The organism is Deltaproteobacteria bacterium (assembly GCA_016875225.1).
Classification (GTDB): domain Bacteria; phylum Myxococcota_A; class UBA9160; order SZUA-336; family SZUA-336; genus VGRW01.
On the sequence record VGRW01000002.1, the window covers coordinates 1 to 17,964 of the forward strand.

At 69.0% G+C, this 17,964-nt stretch carries 16 protein-coding genes; 8 read left to right on the forward strand and 8 right to left on the reverse strand.

What is annotated here, in order from left to right:
* Positions 1-159: 159 nt before the first annotated feature.
* Complete coding sequence (locus FJ108_00675; GenBank protein MBM4334412.1) at positions 160-1,323, reverse strand: hypothetical protein; 1,164 nt, start codon at positions 1,321-1,323, stop codon at positions 160-162.
* Positions 1,323-2,450: an acyl-CoA dehydrogenase gene (locus FJ108_00680; GenBank protein MBM4334413.1), complete on the reverse strand. Its 1,128-nt coding sequence runs from the start codon at positions 2,448-2,450 to the stop codon at positions 1,323-1,325. Before FJ108_00680 ends, FJ108_00675 begins: the two co-directional genes overlap by 1 nt.
* A 480-nt stretch (positions 2,451-2,930) precedes the next feature.
* Between FJ108_00680 and FJ108_00685 the strand changes: the two genes are divergently transcribed.
* The gene (locus FJ108_00685; GenBank protein MBM4334414.1) at positions 2,931-5,714 is read left to right on the forward strand and encodes a vitamin B12-dependent ribonucleotide reductase; all 2,784 of its coding nucleotides are present in this window, start codon (positions 2,931-2,933) and stop codon (positions 5,712-5,714) included.
* A gap of 33 nt (positions 5,715-5,747) precedes the next feature.
* A complete protein-coding gene (locus FJ108_00690) occupies positions 5,748-6,311 on the forward strand; it encodes a DUF3617 domain-containing protein (GenBank protein MBM4334415.1) in 564 nt (187 codons plus the stop codon).
* Here the strand turns inward: FJ108_00690 and FJ108_00695 are convergent.
* From FJ108_00695 to FJ108_00705, 3 genes are read right to left on the reverse strand one after another with little or no spacing between them, the layout of a single operon-like run.
* The gene (locus FJ108_00695) at positions 6,308-7,429 is read right to left on the reverse strand and encodes an NAD(P)/FAD-dependent oxidoreductase (GenBank protein MBM4334416.1); all 1,122 of its coding nucleotides are present in this window, start codon (positions 7,427-7,429) and stop codon (positions 6,308-6,310) included. The two genes, FJ108_00690 and FJ108_00695, sit on opposite strands and share 4 nt — an antisense overlap.
* A gap of 1 nt (position 7,430) precedes the next feature.
* On the reverse strand, positions 7,431-9,146 hold the full coding sequence (locus FJ108_00700; GenBank protein MBM4334417.1) for an electron transfer flavoprotein-ubiquinone oxidoreductase: 1,716 nt from the start codon (positions 9,144-9,146) through the stop codon (positions 7,431-7,433).
* 6 nt (positions 9,147-9,152) lie between these two features.
* Positions 9,153-11,042 carry an MFS transporter gene (locus FJ108_00705; protein ID MBM4334418.1) on the reverse strand — a complete coding sequence of 630 codons (1,890 nt, stop codon included), beginning with the start codon at positions 11,040-11,042 and terminating at the stop codon, positions 9,153-9,155.
* Between the two features lie 84 nt (positions 11,043-11,126).
* On the opposite strand from FJ108_00705, the gene FJ108_00710 reads away from it, so the two are divergent.
* The gene (locus FJ108_00710) at positions 11,127-11,324 is read left to right on the forward strand and encodes a hypothetical protein (GenBank protein ID MBM4334419.1); all 198 of its coding nucleotides are present in this window, start codon (positions 11,127-11,129) and stop codon (positions 11,322-11,324) included.
* Here the strand turns inward: FJ108_00710 and FJ108_00715 are convergent.
* Both FJ108_00715 and FJ108_00720 read right to left on the reverse strand, forming a co-directional pair.
* Positions 11,314-12,096, reverse strand: coding sequence for a prolipoprotein diacylglyceryl transferase (locus FJ108_00715; GenBank protein ID MBM4334420.1), 783 nt, complete (start codon positions 12,094-12,096; stop codon positions 11,314-11,316). The genes FJ108_00710 and FJ108_00715 overlap by 11 nt on opposite strands.
* 15 nt (positions 12,097-12,111) lie before the next feature.
* Entirely contained in the window at positions 12,112-13,554 is a 1,443-nt protein-coding gene (locus tag FJ108_00720) for a hypothetical protein (protein MBM4334421.1), read from the reverse strand.
* A 256-nt stretch (positions 13,555-13,810) separates the two neighbouring features.
* Here FJ108_00720 and FJ108_00725 point away from each other — a divergent pair, with 256 nt between their 5' ends.
* The 5 genes from FJ108_00725 (at position 13,811) to FJ108_00745 (ending at position 17,356) form a co-directional block, all read left to right on the forward strand.
* Positions 13,811-14,416, forward strand: coding sequence for a lytic transglycosylase domain-containing protein (locus FJ108_00725; protein MBM4334422.1), 606 nt, complete (start codon positions 13,811-13,813; stop codon positions 14,414-14,416).
* Positions 14,413-14,925 carry a cyclic pyranopterin monophosphate synthase MoaC gene (moaC, locus tag FJ108_00730; GenBank protein MBM4334423.1) on the forward strand — a complete coding sequence of 171 codons (513 nt, stop codon included), beginning with the start codon at positions 14,413-14,415 and terminating at the stop codon, positions 14,923-14,925. The genes FJ108_00725 and moaC overlap by 4 nt, the downstream gene beginning before the upstream one ends.
* A gap of 61 nt (positions 14,926-14,986) precedes the next feature.
* Positions 14,987-16,198: a hypothetical protein gene (locus FJ108_00735; protein ID MBM4334424.1), complete on the forward strand. Its 1,212-nt coding sequence runs from the start codon at positions 14,987-14,989 to the stop codon at positions 16,196-16,198.
* 75 nt (positions 16,199-16,273) lie between these two features.
* Positions 16,274-16,957, forward strand: a complete 684-nt coding sequence (locus tag FJ108_00740) for a JAB domain-containing protein (GenBank protein ID MBM4334425.1) — start codon at positions 16,274-16,276, stop codon at positions 16,955-16,957.
* A gap of 36 nt (positions 16,958-16,993) precedes the next feature.
* Positions 16,994-17,356, forward strand: a complete 363-nt coding sequence (locus FJ108_00745; GenBank protein MBM4334426.1) for a TIGR02266 family protein — start codon at positions 16,994-16,996, stop codon at positions 17,354-17,356.
* Here the strand turns inward: FJ108_00745 and FJ108_00750 are convergent.
* Positions 17,353-17,784, reverse strand: coding sequence for a single-stranded DNA-binding protein (locus FJ108_00750; protein MBM4334427.1), 432 nt, complete (start codon positions 17,782-17,784; stop codon positions 17,353-17,355). The genes FJ108_00745 and FJ108_00750 overlap by 4 nt on opposite strands.
* Between the last annotated feature and the right edge of the window lie 180 nt (positions 17,785-17,964).

The following is a 17,964-nucleotide window of genomic DNA, read 5'->3' on the forward strand; positions in this document are numbered from 1 at the left end:
GCTTCGGTTCGCGAATCAGGGGCGCCACTCGCTCCCAGTCCCGATCCGTGAGGTCCACGCACCTCCCCCTTCGAAAGGGGAGACGAGTCTCGCGTCAGCACCCGCTGCCCGAACTCGCGTTGGCTACACCGTAGCGCAACATCTATTTTGGGACCGCTTCTAGTCCTTCGGCAGGTGCAGGATGCGCTCGGCGATGATGTTCTTCTGGATGTTGGGCGTGCCGCCGCCGATCACCACTTCCGGCCAGTTGAGCGCGCCGGTCGCCCAGCGCCCGCCGTCGACGGCCTCGTCGGCGCCGCGCACGTACTGGTGGGCGCTGCCCAGGAGCTCGAGTGCGAAGTCGCCCATTTCGACCTCGAGCTCGGCGCGGTGCAGCTTGTTCACGCTGGTCTCGCTGGAGAGCGGCTCGCCGCGCAGCTGCTTGGTCAGGTAGCGCAGGCCGTTCAGGCGCATCGCCTCGATCTTCGCCTCGAAGACCGCGAGCTGCCTTCGCACGCGCGCGTCCTTCGCGGCGGGCGCGCCGTTACGCGTGGTCTTCTTCGCCAGCTCCGCGAGCTCCTCGAGCTTGCGGAACATGGCGGTGACCTCGGCGATGCTGGAGCGCTCGCTCGCCAGTGCCGATACCGTCACCTGCCAGCCCTGGCCCTCGGCGCCGAGCCGGTTCTCCACCGGGACGCGCACGTCGTTGAAGAACACCTCGGCGAACATCGCCGTGCCCGACATGTTTTGGATCGGCCGCACCTCGATGCCCGGCGTCGACATCTCGACCAGCAGACACGTGATGCCGTCGTGCTTCGACTGCGAGCTCGCGTCGGTGCGCACCAGCAGGATCATCCACTTCGACCACATCGCGATCGAGGTCCAGATCTTCTGGCCGTTCACCACGTACACGTCGCCCTCGCGTTCGCCCTTGCACGAGAGCGCGGCGAGGTCGCTGCCGACCGCGGGCTCCGAGTAGCCGGTGCACCACTGGTACTTGCCGTCGAGGATGTCGGGGATGAAGCGCTGCTTCTGCGCTTCGGTTCCGTACTGCACGATCGACGGGCCCACCCAGGCCAGGCCCATGAAGCAGGTGCCGAGCGGCGGGGCGTGCCGCTTGGCCATCTCCTCCTTCAGGATCACCTGCTCGACGATTCCGCCCCCGCCGCCGCCGACCTCCTTGGGCCAGGAGAAGCCGACCCAGCGCTTCTCGCGCACCTTGCGGCTCCACTCCGCGATGAAGGCGAAGTCGTTGCGGTTGGCGTCCGCGGGCAGGTTCGCGTCGAGGAACGCGCGAACCTCGTCGCGGAAGGCCTCTTCTTCGGGCGTGAACTTGAAGTCCATCACAGGCCTCCGAGCCGGGCGACGCGCTCGTAGTGGAAGTCGGAATCGCCGAACGCCGGCCGGGCCCACTTCGAGCGCTTCAGGTAGAGCTGGATGTCGTACTCCGCGGTGTAGCCCACCGCGCCGTGCAGCTGCACGCCGTCGATGCCGATGCGGGCGAACGCGTCGCTGGCGTAGGCCTTCGCGAGCGACGCCGAGCGGGGCACCTCGGCCGGGCTCTCGCCGAGCGCCCAGGCCGCGTAGTAGAGCAGCGACTTGGTCGACTCGACGTCGACGTACATCTCGGCCAGCGGGTGCTTCACGCCCTGGTACTTGCCGATCGGATGGCCGAACTGGATCCGGTCCTTCGCGTACTGGACGGTGAGCGCGAGCGCGGCTTCGGCGGCGCCGATCATCTCGCCGGTGGTCGCGATCGCGCCGCGGTCGAAGAGCCGCTCGATCGCGGGCCAGGCGCGGCCGGGCGGACCGAGCAGCGCGCTCTTCGGCACGCGAGCGCCGTCGAGCGCGAGCGTTCCGACGCGCTTGGTCTGGTCCATCGTCGCCTGGCTCGTCGCGCGCACGCCGGGCGCGCCGCCGTCGAGCACGGCCAGCGCGAGGTCCTCGGCGCCCGCGCCAGTGCGGAACGCGACCACGAACAGGTTCGCGGCGCCCGCGTCGGCGACGAAGTGCTTGCGGCCGGAGAGCAGGAACGAGTCGCCGTCGGGCTTGCCGAGCAGCGTGATGCCGGACGGCGCGATCAGGTCGCTCGCCTCGAGCAGCGCCAGCGTCCCGATCCGGGTGCCGTCGGCGAGCCCGGGCAGCCAGCGCGCCTTCTGCTCCTCGCTTCCCGAATCGAGGATCGCGGCGGCCGCGAGCGTGGTCGAGACGAGCGGCGATGGGAACAGCGAGCGCCCGGTCTCTTCGAGCAGCACGACGAAGTCGATCCAGGAGAGGCCCGCCCCGCCGAACGCCTCGGGAATCGTGAGGCCGAGCCAGCCGAGCTCCGCGAGCTCCGACCAGAGCTCGACCGAGTAGCCCGGCTCGGTCGCCATGAGCTTTCGCACCTGCTCGAGCGGGCAGCGCGCGTCGAGCAGCTTTCGCACCTCGGCGCGCAGCAGGTCCTGTTCCTCGGAGAAGCCGAAATCCATGCCGCGTCCTCACGTCCTAGTCGGCGGCGATCATCTCACGGTTCGGAGCATGGTTCAGGGCGGCCCGCGGCCCCGGAGATGAAACCCGAGTGTTCTCGCGCGCTTGCGGGAACGGCCCCGAGACGGGCCCGCGTGGAACCACATGAGGGGGATCCCCGCCGGTCTGGAAACCCTAGAAAACTCAACATCTTGGAGATCAGACTCCGATACACTCAACATCTTGTGGTGTTGCACGTTGACCCGACCCCAGGCCAGGAGTACAAAGAATCTCCGGGATTCAAGGATTCTTCCTCGGCAGCCAGGGGGGCTACGGGCGGCAGAGGGGAAGCGGGCGGAGCGCTCAGGAGGAGGGCTTTCGTCCGGGGGCCCTGAAGGTCAGGGCCTCTCCTTGGCCCGGAAATTCTCCGTTTTCGGGTTCCCAGGCGTGCGGTTTCCAGGCGAGCGGTTCGGGGGGGTGTGAGAGTGGCGGAGTACCAGGCGATGACGGGCGGATCGGCGGGCGGCGGCGGCGCGAACGAGGGGAGCGTCCTGCGCGAGATTCCGATCCGCCGGCACTTCACGCGCGCGGGCGAGGACGTGTACGCGTCCGTCGAATGGGCCCGGCGCGCGGCGAAGATCAGCGCGGAGAACGGCGACGCCGTCTTCGAGCAGCCCGACGTCGAGGTGCCCGAGAGCTGGTCGGCCATCGCCACGAACATCGTCGCCTCGAAGTATTTCCGCGGGCATCTCGGTCAGCCTTCGCGCGAGTCGAGCGTGAAGCAGCTGATCGGCCGGGTCGTCGAGACGCTGCGCAAGTGGGGCCGAAGCGGCGGCTACTTCGCCGACGCCGAGCAGGAGCAGACCTTCGTCGACGAGCTCACCTATCTGCTCCTGCACCAGAAGGTCTCGTTCAACTCGCCCGTCCGGTTCAACCTGGGCGTGGCCGATCCCGACGGGCGGCTGGTGCCGCAGCAGGCCAGCGCCTGCTTCATCAACTCGGTCGAGGACTCGATGACCTCGATCATGGACCTCGCGAAGACGGAGGCGCTGCTCTTCAAGGGCGGGTCCGGCGCGGGAACGAATCTGTCGACGATCCGCAGCTCGAAGGAGACGCTCGCGGGCGGGGGAATCGCCAGCGGCCCGGTCTCGTTCATGCGCGGCTTCGACTCGTTCGCGGGCGTGATCCGCTCCGGCGGCAAGACGCGGCGCGCCGCGAAGATGGTGATCCTGAACGCCGACCACCCCGACGTGCTCGACTTCGTGCGCTGCAAGGCCCAGGAAGAGACGAAGGCGTGGGCGCTGATCGACGCCGGCTTCGACGGGCGCTTCAACGTGCAGGGCGGCGCCTACGACTCGATCCAGTACCAGAACGCGAATCACTCGGTGCGCGTCTCCGACGTGTTCATGAAGTCGGTGGTGAACGGCGGAACCTGGCAGACCCGCGCCGTCACGAGCGGCAAGGTGGTCGACACGCTCCCGGCGCGCGACCTGATGCGCGAGATCGCGACGGCCGCGCACGTCTGCGGCGACCCCGGCCTGCAGTACGACACCACGATCAACCGCTGGAACCCGGTCAAGAACTCGGGCCGCATCAACGCCACCAATCCGTGCAGCGAGTTCATCTTCCTGGACGACACCGCGTGCAATCTCGCGTCGTTCAACCTGCTGAAGTTCGCCGACGAGTCGGGCACGTTCAGGACGGAGGACTTCGCGCAGGCGGTCGACACGATGATCCTGGCGATGGAGATCATCGTCGATCCGGCCGACTACCCGACGCCGAAGATCGCGAAGAACAGCCAGACGCTGCGGCCGCTCGGGCTGGGCTACGCGAACCTGGGCGCGCTGATCATGCTGAACGGCCTGGCCTACGACAGCGACGAGGGCCGCAACCTCTGCGCCGCGATCACGTCGCTCATGACCGGGCGTTCCTACCACCGCTCGGCCGAGATCGCGGCGCGGATGGGTCCGTTCGCGGAGTACGAGAAGAACCGCGCGCCGTTCCTGGAAGTGATCGGCCTGCACAGCGAGTACGGCGATCGCGTGCCGGCCGAGGGCGTGCCGGGCGACCTGCACCGCGCGGCGCGAGAGAGCTGGCACCGCGCGCTCGAGGCCGGGCGGCGCTCGGGCTTCCGCAACGCGCAGGTCACCGTGATCGCTCCGACCGGAACGATCGCCTTCATGATGGACTGCGACACCACGGGGATCGAGCCGGACATCGCGCTCGTGAAGTACAAGCAGCTCGTCGGCGGCGGCATGCTGAAGATCGTGAATCGCACCGTGCCGGCGGCGCTGGCGCGGCGGGGCTACTCGAAGACTCGGATGGAGGCGATCCTCGAATACATCAACGAGCACGACACGATCGAGGGCGCGCCCGGGCTCGAGCCCGAGCACCTGTCGATCTTCGACTGCGCGTTCACGTCGGCGCACGGCATGCGCTCGATCCACTACATGGGTCACATCCGCATGATGGCCGCTGCGCAGCCGTTCCTCTCCGGCGGAATCTCGAAGACCGTGAACCTGCCGAAAGAGGCGACGATCGCGGACATCGAGGAGGCGTACACGGAGGGCTGGCGGCTGGGGCTCAAGTCGCTCGCGGTCTACCGCGACGGCTCGAAGCGCACGCAGCCGCTGAAGACGAAGGCGGACGCGAGCGAGGCGAAGGCCGCGGTCGCGCTCGTCGCCGCGCCGGCGGCGGCCGAGCCGGAGCCGCGCCGACGCAAGCTCCCGGACGTGCGCAACGCGCGGACGCACAAGTTCTCGATCCAGGGCCACGACGGCTATCTGACCGTCGGGCTGTACGAGGACGGCACGCCCGGTGAAGTGTTCCTGAAGATGTCGAAGGAGGGCTCGACCGTCTCGGGTCTGGTGGACACGATCGCGGTCATGACCTCGATCTCGCTGCAGTACGGCGTGCCGCTGAAGGCGCTGGTCGACAAGTTCAGCCACACGCGCTTCGAGCCCTCGGGCTACACGCCCAACCCCGAGATCCCGTACGCGAAGTCGGTGACCGACTACGTATTCCGCTGGCTCGGTCTGAACTTCCCGACCGGCGAATCCGCGGGGAGCGACGACGACGATCTGGCCGACGACGTGATCCTGGAGTCGCCCGCGCGCGCGAGCGGCGGCGAGCGCGTGGTCCCGATCCGCGGCGGAAGCGCGAGCGAGCCGCGCCGGAGCAGCAGCCAGGATGACGCGCCCGCGTGTCTCAGCTGCGGCTCGATCATGGTTCGCACGGGCACCTGCTACGGCTGCCCGAGCTGCGGCGAGTCCGGCGGCTGCGGCTGAGCTGCGGCTCCGATCCTCGTCGAAGGGAGCACCGTGAAAGCGAATCTCGCGCTCGTCGTCCTCGCGATCGCAGCAACCGCGATCTCCGCAACCGCGTCCGCACAGCAGCTCGAGCCCGGCCTCTGGGAAGTCAGCAGCAAGATGACGAGCGCCAGCGGAGAGCTCGAGAAGGCCACCGCCCAGATGCAGAAGGATCTGGCCGCCATGCCGCCCGAGCAGCGCAAGATGATGGAAGACATGATGGCCAAGCAGGGCATGAAGATGGGCGCGGGCGGCCCGGGCGAGATGATCGCGAGGACCTGCATCACCGCGGAGATGATCGAACGCAACGAGATCCCGGCGCAGCAGGGCAAGTGCAAGACCACCGCGAAGCCGCGCTCCGGTAACACCACGAAGATGAGCTTCGTCTGCACCGACCCGCCCTCGAGTGGAGAGGGCGAGTTCACCGTCGTTGGCCCGCAGGCCTACAGCTCGAAGATGGTGGTTCGCACGACCGCGCAGGGAAAGCCCGAGACGATGAACATGGATTCGTCCGGCAAGTGGCTCGGCGCGGACTGCGGGAGCAGCAAGCCGATGGCGTCGCCGGCGAGTCGCTAGCCGTCGCTTCGAGAGCCGGGCGGGCGAAGCGCGTCGCGAAGCAACCGCCGACCGAGCCCGGTGTAGGGTTGCGCGACCATCAGCATGTCGGCCATCAGCAATCGCGCGCGCCGGCTACGGGCGGCGAGCGCCAGCGAGAAGTCGACGGTGCGAGGGCGGTAGAGGCGACGGGCGAGTCGTGCGCAGGCCTCGAGCTCGCCACCCGCGCCTTCGCTCCACCGCTCGGTGTAGAGAGCGGGCGCGGCGTCGGCGCCCGCCTCGTCGAGCGCGTCGGCGAGAAGCGCGGCCGAGTCGAGCGCGTGCTGGATGCCCTCGCCGCTGATCGCGTCGTTCGCGTTGGCCGCGTCGCCGATCAGCGCGAAGCGCGCGCCCGCGACGGGTCCCCCGCCGACGGGAATGCTCGCGGCGTAGGGCTCGCGCGCGAGCTCGAGGCTCCCCGGGTAGCGCTTGGCGAGCATCTCGACCACGCGCGCCGAGAGCTTCGCGCCGCTCTCGGCGCCGATCGGCGCGGCAACTCCGACCGAGCAGTGTCCGGGCCGCGGGAACACCCACAGGTAGCCCGCCCACTCGCGCACGAACTCGATGTAGATCTCGCGTTCGTCCAGACCTTCGACGTGGAAGCCGGCCGTGGCGTAGCTCGCGGGGCCGCCGGGCTTGGCGCCCAGGAGCGAGCGGCGCACGATCGAAGCCGCCCCATCGGCGCCGACGACGAAGTCGTAGCGCGCCGAGTCGACCCGCGCGCCCGCAGCGTCGGCGGAGATCTGCCGCGCCCGTTCGACCCGAAGCTCCGCGCCGGCCTTGCGCGCGCGGTCGAGCAGGAGCGAGTCGAAGATCCGGCGCGAGAAGATCTCGATCGGGCGGGCGAGCGGTACGGTGAGCACGCGATCGCGTGGCCCGCGCATGCGCACGACCGAGGCGGGGCGACCCGAGCTCCGGATCGAGGCGAGCTCCGGGTACTTCTCGAACGCGCCCGGCGTGACTCCGCCTCCGCAGGGCTTCTCGCGCGGGTGGGAGGGATCGTAGATCGTGACCGCGAAGCCGGCGCGCGCGAGGCGCTCGGCGCAGAAGGCGCCGGCCGGGCCCGCGCCGATGACCGCGACCGAACCCCGCGGGCTCATGTCACATGTTCGTGTAGTCGGGCCCGTCGCCGCCTTCGGGCGTGGTCCAGGTGATCTGCGCGTACGGATCGGCGACGTCGCAGGTCTTGCAGTGCACGCAGTTCTCGTGGTGGATCACCAGGCGCCTGCCGTTCGGCGCGGCGGCGTCGGGGATCATCTCGTAGACGGCGGCGGGGCAGAAGTTCTCGCAGGGGTTTCCGTACTCACGCGTGCATCGGGTCGCGCACAGGTCCGTGTCGGCGACCTTCAGGTGGTGCGGCTGGTCGACCTCGTGCCGCGATCCGGCGAGCGCGACCGCGGTCACCTTGTCGAAGGTCAGCTTGTTGTCGTAGGCGACCTTCTGCTTCTTCGCCTGCTCCTTCGGCGTGAGCTCCGAGAGCTTCATCATGTGCTCGTGGTCGGGGTGCGTGTGCACCTGCTTCAGCAGGCCGCGGCCGCCCGTGACCATCGGGAGCGCCTGGCCGTTCACGAGCCACGGCAGCTGGCGCAGCCAGCCGAGCCAGCGCGGCATCTTCGACACGTACTTGAACGAGCCGTGGAAGTTTCGCGCCTTGAAGTGCTCCTTGGCGAGCCAGCTCTCGTGGAAGAGCCGCGAATAGCTCTCGAGCGTCTGCGCGGAGTAGTCGTCCTTCCGGATCGCCCCCACGAGCGCCTCGGCCGCGAGCATTCCGCTCTTGATCGCCAGGTGCACGCCCTTCAGACGCTCGCCGTTGCAGGTGCCGGCGGCGTCGCCGATCAGCAGCGCACCGTCGGCGAAGAGCTTCGGGAACGAGAAGTAGCCGCCGGCGGGCATGGTCTTCGCGCCGTAGCGGATGCACTCGCCGCCCTCGAGCAGCTCGCGCATGCGCGGGTGCGTCTTCCAGCGCTGCATCAGGTCGTGCGGATCGGTGTGCGGGTTGTCGTAGTCGAGTCCGGTCACGAAGCCGATCGAGATGCACGAGTCCTTGAGATCGTAGATCCAGCCGCCGCCGAACGTGGTCGGGTCGTGAGGCCAGCCCATCGTGTGCACGACGCGGCCGGGCCGGTGGTTCTCCGGGCGGATCCGCCAGATCTCCTTGATTCCCGTCTCGTACGCCTGCGGGTTCGAGCCGGCGAGCCCGAGCTCGTCGATCAGGATCTTGGTGCAGGATCCGCGCGTTCCCTCTCCGAAGATCACGCACTTGGCGTGGATCTCCGGCCCGGCCTCGAAGACGGACTTCGGGCTGCCATCCTTGTCGACGCCTCGGTCCTGGACCTGCACGCCGACCACGCGCTTGCCGTCGAAGATCGGCTTCGCGGCCGCGAAGCCGGGGTAGATCTCGATCCCGCGCTCCTCCGCTTTCGCCCCCAGCCACTTCACGACGTCGGACAGCGAGATCGCGTAGTTGCCGTGATTCACGAACGGCGGCGGCGTGACCGGAACCGTGATCACCCGGTTCGGCGTCATCGCCCAGGTGTAGTCCTCCGTGCACTGGTAGTGGAACGGGAACCCCTGCTCCAGGAAGTCCGGCATCAGCTCCGCGAGGCCGCGCGGATCCATCATCGCGCCGGAAAGCTGGTGGCCGCCGATCTCGGGCGCCTTCTCGATCACGAGCACCGCGGGCATCTCGAGGTTCTGCGCCTTGCACAGGTCGGCCAGGCGAATCACGCTCGCGAGCGTCGCCACGCCCCCACCCACGAAGAGAAGATCCACGTCCAGTCGCTCGCGCTCCACGGTCTCACTCATGGCGGCGAGCATACCGGATCAGGCTTGGGGCAGCAGCACCCGCGAGAAGGCCAGGAAGACCACGAGCGCGCCGAGCAATGCGATGCCGGCGAACAGGAACGGCGCCCCGGGGCCGATCGACGCGAAGACCCAGCCCCAGCACAAGGCGCCGATCGTGCGGCCCGTGTGCAGCATGGCCTGGCTCTGCGACATCGTCTCGCCCGCCTCGTGCGCGCCGCAGACCTTCGAGAACAAGCTCGTGAACGCCGGGATCGTGATCCCCGCGCCGAGCGCCATGCCGACCGAGCAGAGCGAGAGCGTCGCGAAGCCGTGGCTTGCGGACATTCCCGCGATCGAGATCCCCGTCAGCGTCAGGCCGACCATGGTCATTCGCGTCTCGCCGAGCGCGCGAGAGAGGCGGCCGACGAGCAGCCCCTGGCTCGCCCCCAGCACGATCGCGACGGCCGCGATGAAGAGCCCGGTCTGCGTCTCGTTCCAGTCGAAGCGAGCGGCCGCGAAGAGCGGGAACATCGCGTCGACCACGGAGAACGCGAAGAACATGTGGAAGAACAGATATAGGAAGAGGCGCTGGCTGCGCCCGTGGACGCTCGCCATGACGAGAAGCGGAGCGGGCACCAGCGCGCGCGCGAGCCCGCGCCAGCCGCCACGCGCGGGAACCGGGGCCTTGGATTCCGGGAGCGCGAACAGGGCGAGCACGAAGTTCAGCGCGGCCACGCCCGCCGTCGCGTAGAACGGCAGCGCCGGATCGATGCCGCCGAGGATTCCCCCGAGCGCGGTGCCGAGCACGATTCCGACGCCGGAAGCCGCGCCGATCAGACCCATTCCCTGCGCGCGTGAATCCTCGTCGGTGAGGTCGGTCATGTACGCCTGCGCCGTGCCGATGCTCGCGCCGAAGAATCCGCCGAGAAATCTCGCGATCAGCACGGTCGGCAGCGTCTGGGCGATCGCGAGCATCACGAACGAGAACACCGTTCCGAGGAGCGAGACGAGCAGCACCGGCCTTCGCCCCACGCGATCCGAGATCCAACCCCAGAGCGGCAGGAACAGAACCAGGCCCAGCGCGTAGAGCGCCGTGATCAGGCCGATGTGGAACGCGTCGATTCCGAGCCTCTCGACGAAACCGGGCAGCACGGGGATCAGGATCGAGAAGCCGACGAAGTCGATCAGGATCGTGGTGAAGATGATTCCGACGGCGAGGCGGCGGTGTCGCTTGGCTTCACTCATCGTTGTCTGCATTCTAGGGGGCAATCCGCCGAGGCGGGAGGTCGATACGTGGAGCTCCGCGAGCGAAGGCTTGCCCAGGTGGTGCGCGACTTCATGGAGGCGTTCGTGCTCGCGCGAACCCTGGGCGAGGATCTGCGCGCGGGACGGCTCTCGTTCCAGACCGTCACGCGCTTGGTGGGCGACGCGGAGGACAGCGCGCTCTACCGACTGAAGGAGGAGTGCCACGCGCTCTTCCGCCTCGATTTCGAACGGCCGAGGACCGAAGTCCAGGCCGAGGAGTTCTTCGACCTCGCCGTGGGCGCGCTCTTCCACGAGACCATGAAGTTCCGCGAAGGGTTCTACCTGACCGACCGCTACGGCCCACGGCTGCAGAAGATGATGGCCGAGGGATCGGCGACCGGGCCCCTCGCCGACACCTTCTGGCGCGTCGTCGAGGCCGGCCGACGCCGCATGCTCGAGTCCGAATCCGAGGCCGAGACCCTGTTCTCCGAGACGCGGGATCAGCTGCTGGTCCTGCTGCGTCAGCTCGAGTCGTCGGGCGCCGTGGCGCGAAGCCTGGTCGAGGATCCGGCGCGCGCGCAGCAGGTCTTCGGCCTTCCGCTGGCGCAGCTGCTCGCGGATACCTACGGCTCGGCCGAGCGCGGCTACCAGCTCGCGATCGACAGCCTGATCGACAACGGGCATTTCGAGGAGGCCGCCGCGGTGCTCGATCGCCCGGATGCGAGGGCCGCCGGTGTCACTGACGGTGCGCTCGACTTTGCGCGAGGCATGGCGAGCTACTATGCGGGTGACAGTCTGGCGACGGTCGAGTCACTCTCGAGGTGGAGCAAGAAGGGAACGGTTTCGTCCCCGGCCTGGCATCAGCGGGCCGCTCGCGTGCTCTTGGCGCTCGCGAAAAGCGTCGAGCTCACGGACCCGAAGCTGGCGAAGCACGCGAGCGCGCTCGCGCGCGACTTCAGCCCTTAGCGCGTGTCGCGGCTGCGGCCGGATTCGCCCGCAGCCACAGCCAGCCCGACGCGCCGATCGCGATGCACACCAGCGCGACGACCTGCGCATTCGAGAACGGGCCGACCAGGATCGGATTCAAGCGATAGCTCTCGATCACGAGCCGGCCGATGCCGGAGAGCATCAGGTACTCGCCGAACAAGAACGGCGAGCGCGCGCGCCGGCGCCAGAGCAACGCTCCGACGGGGAGCAGCCAGAGCGTCTCGTACAGCATCGTCGCATGGACGCGGAAGACCTCGTTCGTCGCGGGGTCGATCGTCGGCGGAAGGCCCTGCGGGAAAGCCACCGCCCAGGGGACGTCGGAGCGCACGCCGTAATCGTCGCCGACGAGGAAGCAGCCGATCCGACCCAGCGCCTGACCGACGGCGAGTGAAGGCGCGGCGCAGTTCGCGGCCGTGAGCAGCGGCACCTTGCTCGAGTGCGCGGCCCACAGACCGAGAATCGTCCCGCCCAGAAATCCGCCGTACCAGGTGATCCCGCCGCGAGAGGTGAGCAGCTCGAATGCGCTCGCGCCCCCGTCGCGCGCGACCTGCTCCGCCACGTACCAGAGCTTCGCGCCGAGCAGGCCGCCCACCACGCACCAGGTGACCATGTCCCAGGCCGCCTTCCCCGGCAGGCCCGCCCGTTCGAAGGAACGCGCCGCGAGAAAGCCACCGGCGAGAAAGCCGGCCGCGACCATCACTCCGAAGGTCGAGATGGGAAAGCCGAAGATCTCGAAGAGGACCGGGTACACGCGCGGGCAGGATACCTAAGCCTGGCCTTCGCGCTCATCCTCGCGCAGCCGCTCCTCGATCGCCGCGAGCTGCTCGGGGAAGCATTCCTTCGCGGTGCGCACGAACTCGGCGATCCTGCGCGTCTCGAAGAAGTCCGGGCTCGAGTCACCGAGCTCGAGCCCGAGCAGCCGCACGTCGGGTCGGCTCCGGACGAGCTCGAGATCGCGGCGATGCATCGTCTCGATGCTCGCGGCCGCGACCGTCTGCATGAGTCGCAGCTTGCCGATCCGTCCCGGGTGTGAGCGGTAGTTCTGCAGCCCGCCCGTGAGCTTCACGTACAAGATCACCAGTCGTCCGCGCTTCTCCACGCCGGCCGCGCGGTCGAGATCCCACTTCCGGACGATCGAGTGCAGTGGGACATCCTCGGTGGTCGAGCCATCGATGTAGTGCGACGTGTGCCCGAGGCGCGGGATCACGCGCGGCACGAAGAGCAGGGGCACGCTCGACGAGGCGAGCGCCGCGGAGCGCGCTTCGGTCTGGATCATCAGCTCGCCGAGGTGGGGCGGGACCACGCCCGGCGTCAGCACCTCGGAGCGGCAGTGCAGCAGGTTGAAGGCGATGCAGTAGAAGGGGATTCGCGGCTCGATCGAGCCGCAGTACCGCTCGAGCAGCCGCGAGAGCCCGTCGGCGCAGTCCACGAATCCGGCGCCAGCGGATCCCAGCGACGGAAGCAGCGCGTCGCGAACCAGGTGGCGCAGGAACTGCAGCTTCGAGGGGCGCAGCGCCAGATCGACGCGGCCCGTGTAGAGGTCGTAGCCGAGCTGCTCGATCGCGTGCGGCGAGAGCCCCTGAGCGTAGAGCAGCCCCGCCATGGCTCCGGCGCTCGAGCCCCAGACCTCGGTGAGGTGATCTGTTACTCCGAGCGTCTCGAAGAGCTGGAGCGCGGTCGCGTGCGCGAAGAGCTTCAACCCCCCCGAGCCGAGCGAGAGCACGACCCGCGCCTCGGGGTCGGAGCAGACCGCGCGAAGTCGGCGGAAGCGTTCGTGCAGCGCGGGCAGGGCCGCGTGCACTCCGGCGGGAATCACCTGCCAGACGTAGCGACGTTCTCCGCCTGCGCGGTCGAGAACGAAGCCGTCCGCGGGAACCCGGCGATTCCGGCCCAGGAAACGGATCTCGACCGAGCCGTTCGCGCGGTCTTCCGCGAGCAGGCGCGCGAGCACGGCCAGGCGAGCGTCCTCGGGCGGCCACTCGTCCACCGAGCCGTCGTGCGGCAGCGAGAAGCGCACCGGAAGCTCGGACTCGCTGATCCTGCGCACGATCTCCAGGCGGAGATCGTGCTTTCCCGTCTCGAGCAGCTCGACGTCGGTCAGGTAGAAGCTGCCGTCCGGAGCCTGGAATCGCAGCGGCGACTCGCGCTCCCGGAGCTCCGCCCAGACCTCCGGAGCCAGGTCGAGCTTGATCTGTACGACGTGACCCAAGGGGAGGCGGCGCTCCTTCGCTCGACCCATCGGCCTCGGGCAAGGGCACCCTTAGAGGGACCGATCCGGAACCCGTCCCTGGCGATAAAAACCTTTTGCGTCCATCGGTTACGGATCGATACCGCGGGCTTGGCGCGACCGGACTTCCGCCCCGAGATGGGTTGGCGGGAGTGTCTGCTCGGATCTGCCGATACGCGTTGACACCCCCCCCGGTCCAGATAGCCTGTCCCCGGGAATTCGGGGGCGTCGGGAGCCTATGAACGACCTTGCCAAGCTTCGCCGGATCGCTCTGCTAGGCGGTCTCCTCCTGCTGCTGGGCAGCGCGCTTCTCGATCGCGCCGGCGCGACATCAGGGATGCTGGCCGCGGTGTCCTCCGGCCCCGCGAGCGAGCCGGACGGCGCGCTGCGCCGCGGCGTGGTCGCCGCGCTCGAGGCGAAGGCGCCGCGTCTGGACCGACTGCTCTCGGCGCGAATCGCCGCCAGCATCGCGCGCTGCGGCCGCGAGCAGGCGCTCGCACCCGACCTCGTGCTCGCGGTGCTGATGCAGGAGAGCAGCGGTCGGCCAGGCGCGCGGAGCTCGAAGGGGGCGATCGGCCTGATGCAGGTGATGCCGCACATGTACGAGGTGCTGGCTCTGCCCGGCAGCGCGACGCACGTCGAGGCGAACATCGAGGCGGGCTGTCGCCTGCTCGCGGACAACATCCGCAGACTCGGCGAGGAGCGCGGAATCAGCAGCTACTGCTGGGGCAACGCCATCGGCAACGACTACTACCTGCGGCGCATCCAGCAGCTTCGCCGCGACCTGCGACCCTACCTGAACGACGGGAGCGCAAGCGGCCCGAGCGCTCCGGTCAGCGGATGAAGCGTCCCGTCCGCGGGCGCGCCCGACCGCGGCGCTCCAGCCACTTCGACGAGCGGGGTGCCGCGCGCATGGTCGACGTCGGCGACAAGGCGGTCACGTCTCGCGAGGCCGTCGCGCGCGGTCGAGTGAGCCTGTCGCGAGAGGCGTTCGACAGCATCGTCTCGGGCACCGCCAAGAAAGGGGATGTCCTGGGCGTGGCGAGGATCGCGGCGATCCAGGCCGCGAAGCGGACCGCGGACTGGATCCCGCTCTGCCATCCCCTGGCCCTCGACGCGCTAGAGGTCTCTTTCGAGCCGGATGCCTCCGGTCCGGCCATCTCGATCGAGGCGCTGGTCCGAACGAGCGCGCGAACCGGTGTCGAGATGGAGGCGATGGTCGCCGTCTCCGCGGCGGCGCTCACGATCTACGACATGTGCAAGTCGATCGACCGAGGCATCTCGATCGGAGACGTGCGCTTGGTGCGGAAGTCGGGCGGAAAGAGCGGGCTCTACGAGCGCGCAGGCTCCTAGGCGGTCTTGTCAGCCCCGTAGCCTTGGGGATAAGCTCGCATGGCCCTTCCCGGGCCCACCGATGAGAACGGTCGAACGGCTCCTCGCTCTGGCTCTCGTCTGCTCGCCGCTCGCCGCGGCGTCGGCCGCCCCGACTCCGGATCAGGGCGCGGCCGTGGTCGAGCTGATTCCGCTGGAGCGCGCCGCGTGGACGCCGAAGCACGTGCTGGTCGGCTTGTCGGGCGTCTTCGGCAGCTGGGACTACTGGTACGCCGACCGCGAGATCGAGATCGAGACCGTCCCTCCGGACGCCGAACTCGGCCTCTACTACCTGCGGCGGAATTTCCAGAAGCGCTTCGAGCGCGCGAGCGCGCCCGCGAAGGTGCGGCTGCCGCCGCGCGCGGACTCGACCCCCAGGGACGCGATCCGGATCCACGCGACCGCGAACGGCTACCTCGCGAAGGACGTGAGCTTCCCGTCTGGAGAAGTCCCGTCGCGGGTGACGATCACGCTCAGCGCTCTGCCGAACTCGCTGGTGTTCCTGGGCCAGACCAGCTTCAGGGGGCGGACCACGCTCACGCTTCGAACCACCGAGCAGCCGGAGGTGCGCCTCGCCAAGAGCTCGCGCAGCGACGGCTTCTCGATCGCGCTCACCAAGACCGCGCTGAAGCTCGAGCGAGCGGCGTCGGGCTCGGGCGCGCGGCTTACCAGCATCGACGCCACCCAGATCGCGGAGGATGCCGTCATTCGGGTCCAGACGGACGCGCCCGACGTGGAGGTCCGTTCGAAGCAGAGCTTCGATCCGGTGAACTCGCAGTACGTGCTGATCTTCGATCTGATGCGGCCCGGGTCGACCGCCCCGTCGGACGCGGAGATCCGCGCGCAGCTGCAGAGCGTCGCGTTCTCTCCGAGCCCTGACTGCGACGCCCGCTACGCCGAAGCGCTGCGCTCGCGCCTGGGCGACGCGGCGATCGCGGAGGCGCTGCGCCCGTCGGGCGGGGTCACGGATCTGTACCGACGCGAGGCGATGCTGCGGCTCGGGCGCTTCCGCGAGGGAAGCGTGCGAACGGAGGCCGGCGAGACGCTGCGCACCGGGAGCTCGCTCGAGATGGCCCTGGCGATTCAGTCGGCGGCCACGGTCGAGGGCTACCTGGCGCTGCTCGGTGCGCTCGCGCGCTCGGAGCCGCAGCCGGAACAGACCATGAGAAGCCTGGTCGCGCCGCAGCTCTCGGATTCCGAGTTCGCTCCGATCTACGAAGCCGTCGAGGGCGCCCGGCGCAGCTGCCACCGTTAGCCGCGATCCGCCACTCCCTCGGGCGGGCGAACGTCGCCCCTCTTTGCTCCTCACCCCGAACGAGGAGCCGTCGTCGTGAGCTTCGACTCGCGCTTCGAGTGGCCGCGCGAGCGCCTGGATCGCGAGGGGCCGGAGTCGCTCGCGCTCGCGGAGCTGATCGCGCTGCTCGTGCGCACCGGCGCGCGCGGGTCCACTTCGCTGCGGGTCGCGGATGCCCTGCTCGAGCGCTTCGGCTCGCTCGAGGCGCTGGCGCGCGCGGGCAACGCGGAGTTGCGACGGGTTCCGGGAATGGGCCCCGCGAAGATCGCCTCGCTGCGCGCGGCCTTCGAGATCGGCGCTCGGCTGGCGCGAACACCGCTCCTGCCCGGAGAGAAGCTGCAGTCTCCGGAGCAGGTCGCCGCGCACTTTGGTGCTCGAATGCGCCGCTATCGCCAGGAGGTCTTCGTCGTGCTTCTCCTGGACAGCCGGCACCGGATGATCGGCGAGGTGGAGGTCAGCCGCGGCAGCTTGAATCAGAGCCTGGTGCACCCGCGCGAGGTCTTCGCTCCGGCGCTGCGGGAGTCGGCGGCCGCGATCCTCGTCTTGCACAACCACCCGAGCGGGGATCCCCAGCCGAGTCGCGAGGACCACGAGGTGACGCGACGGCTCGTCCGCGCCGGCGAGATCCTGGGGATCCGGCTGGTCGACCACCTGGTGATCGCGAACGAGGCGTTCACGAGCTTCGCGCGGATCGGGCAACTCCTGGGCTCAAGTGACTGAACTGGCCGACCGATCGGATCGACGTAGGTGCGGAGGATGCCGATGGCACCGAAGGGCAGACCGACCCAGAGCGACCGGCGAAGATCCGATCGAGGGGATCTGAAGATCCGCGTCGACTACTCAGCCGTGGACGCCTTCTTCAGCGAGTTCACGACGAACGTCAACGAGGGCGGAATGTTCATCGCGACCGAGACTCCCGCGCCGCTCGACTCGGACGTCGCGCTGGAGTTCCGGCTCCCGGGCCTCGAGGGACCGGTGAGCGTATCCGGTCGCGTCGCCTGGATCAGCGACGGAAAGGGCGAGGCGCCCGTAGGAATGGGAATCGAGTTTCGCGACCTCGCCCCGGCGGCACGCGCGACGATCAACGATCTCGCGCGAAGCCTCCGGCGCCAGCGCTAGAACGGGATCTCGTCGTCTCCACCGCCGCCGGAACCCCCGGGCGCGCTGTACTCGAAATCCCCGCCGGATCGCGACGACGGTTCGTCGCCGCCGCCACGCGGTGAACCGAGCATCTGCATGCTCTGCGCGATCACCTCGGTCGTGTACCGCTTGTGCCCATCCTTGTCTTCCCAGTCGCGCGTCTGCAGGCGGCCCTCGATGTAGACCTGCCGGCCCTTCTTCAGGTATTCGCCGCAGATCTCCGCGAGTCGTCCCCACGCGACCACGCGGTGCCACTCGGTGCGGTCCTGCCACTCGCCGCTCTTGTCCTTGAACCGCTCGTTGGTTGCGACCGAGAACGTAGAGACGTTCTGGCCGCCCTGGGTCGTGCGCAGCTCCGGATCGCGCCCCACGTTTCCGACGATGATCACCTTGTTGACGCCAGCCATTGCGGACTCCTCTCGTGCACAGCGGGGCGAGGATTCGTCGACAGGCTAGCACACCGTCGCAGGCGCCGACCTCGAAGATCTTGCCTTTCTCGTCGGCGTTCCCGATCGTAGAGTTCCCCTCTGGGTTCGAGAGCGCGCTCGGCCCGTCGCCGCAGCTCGCGCTCGGCGGATCGGCGCGAC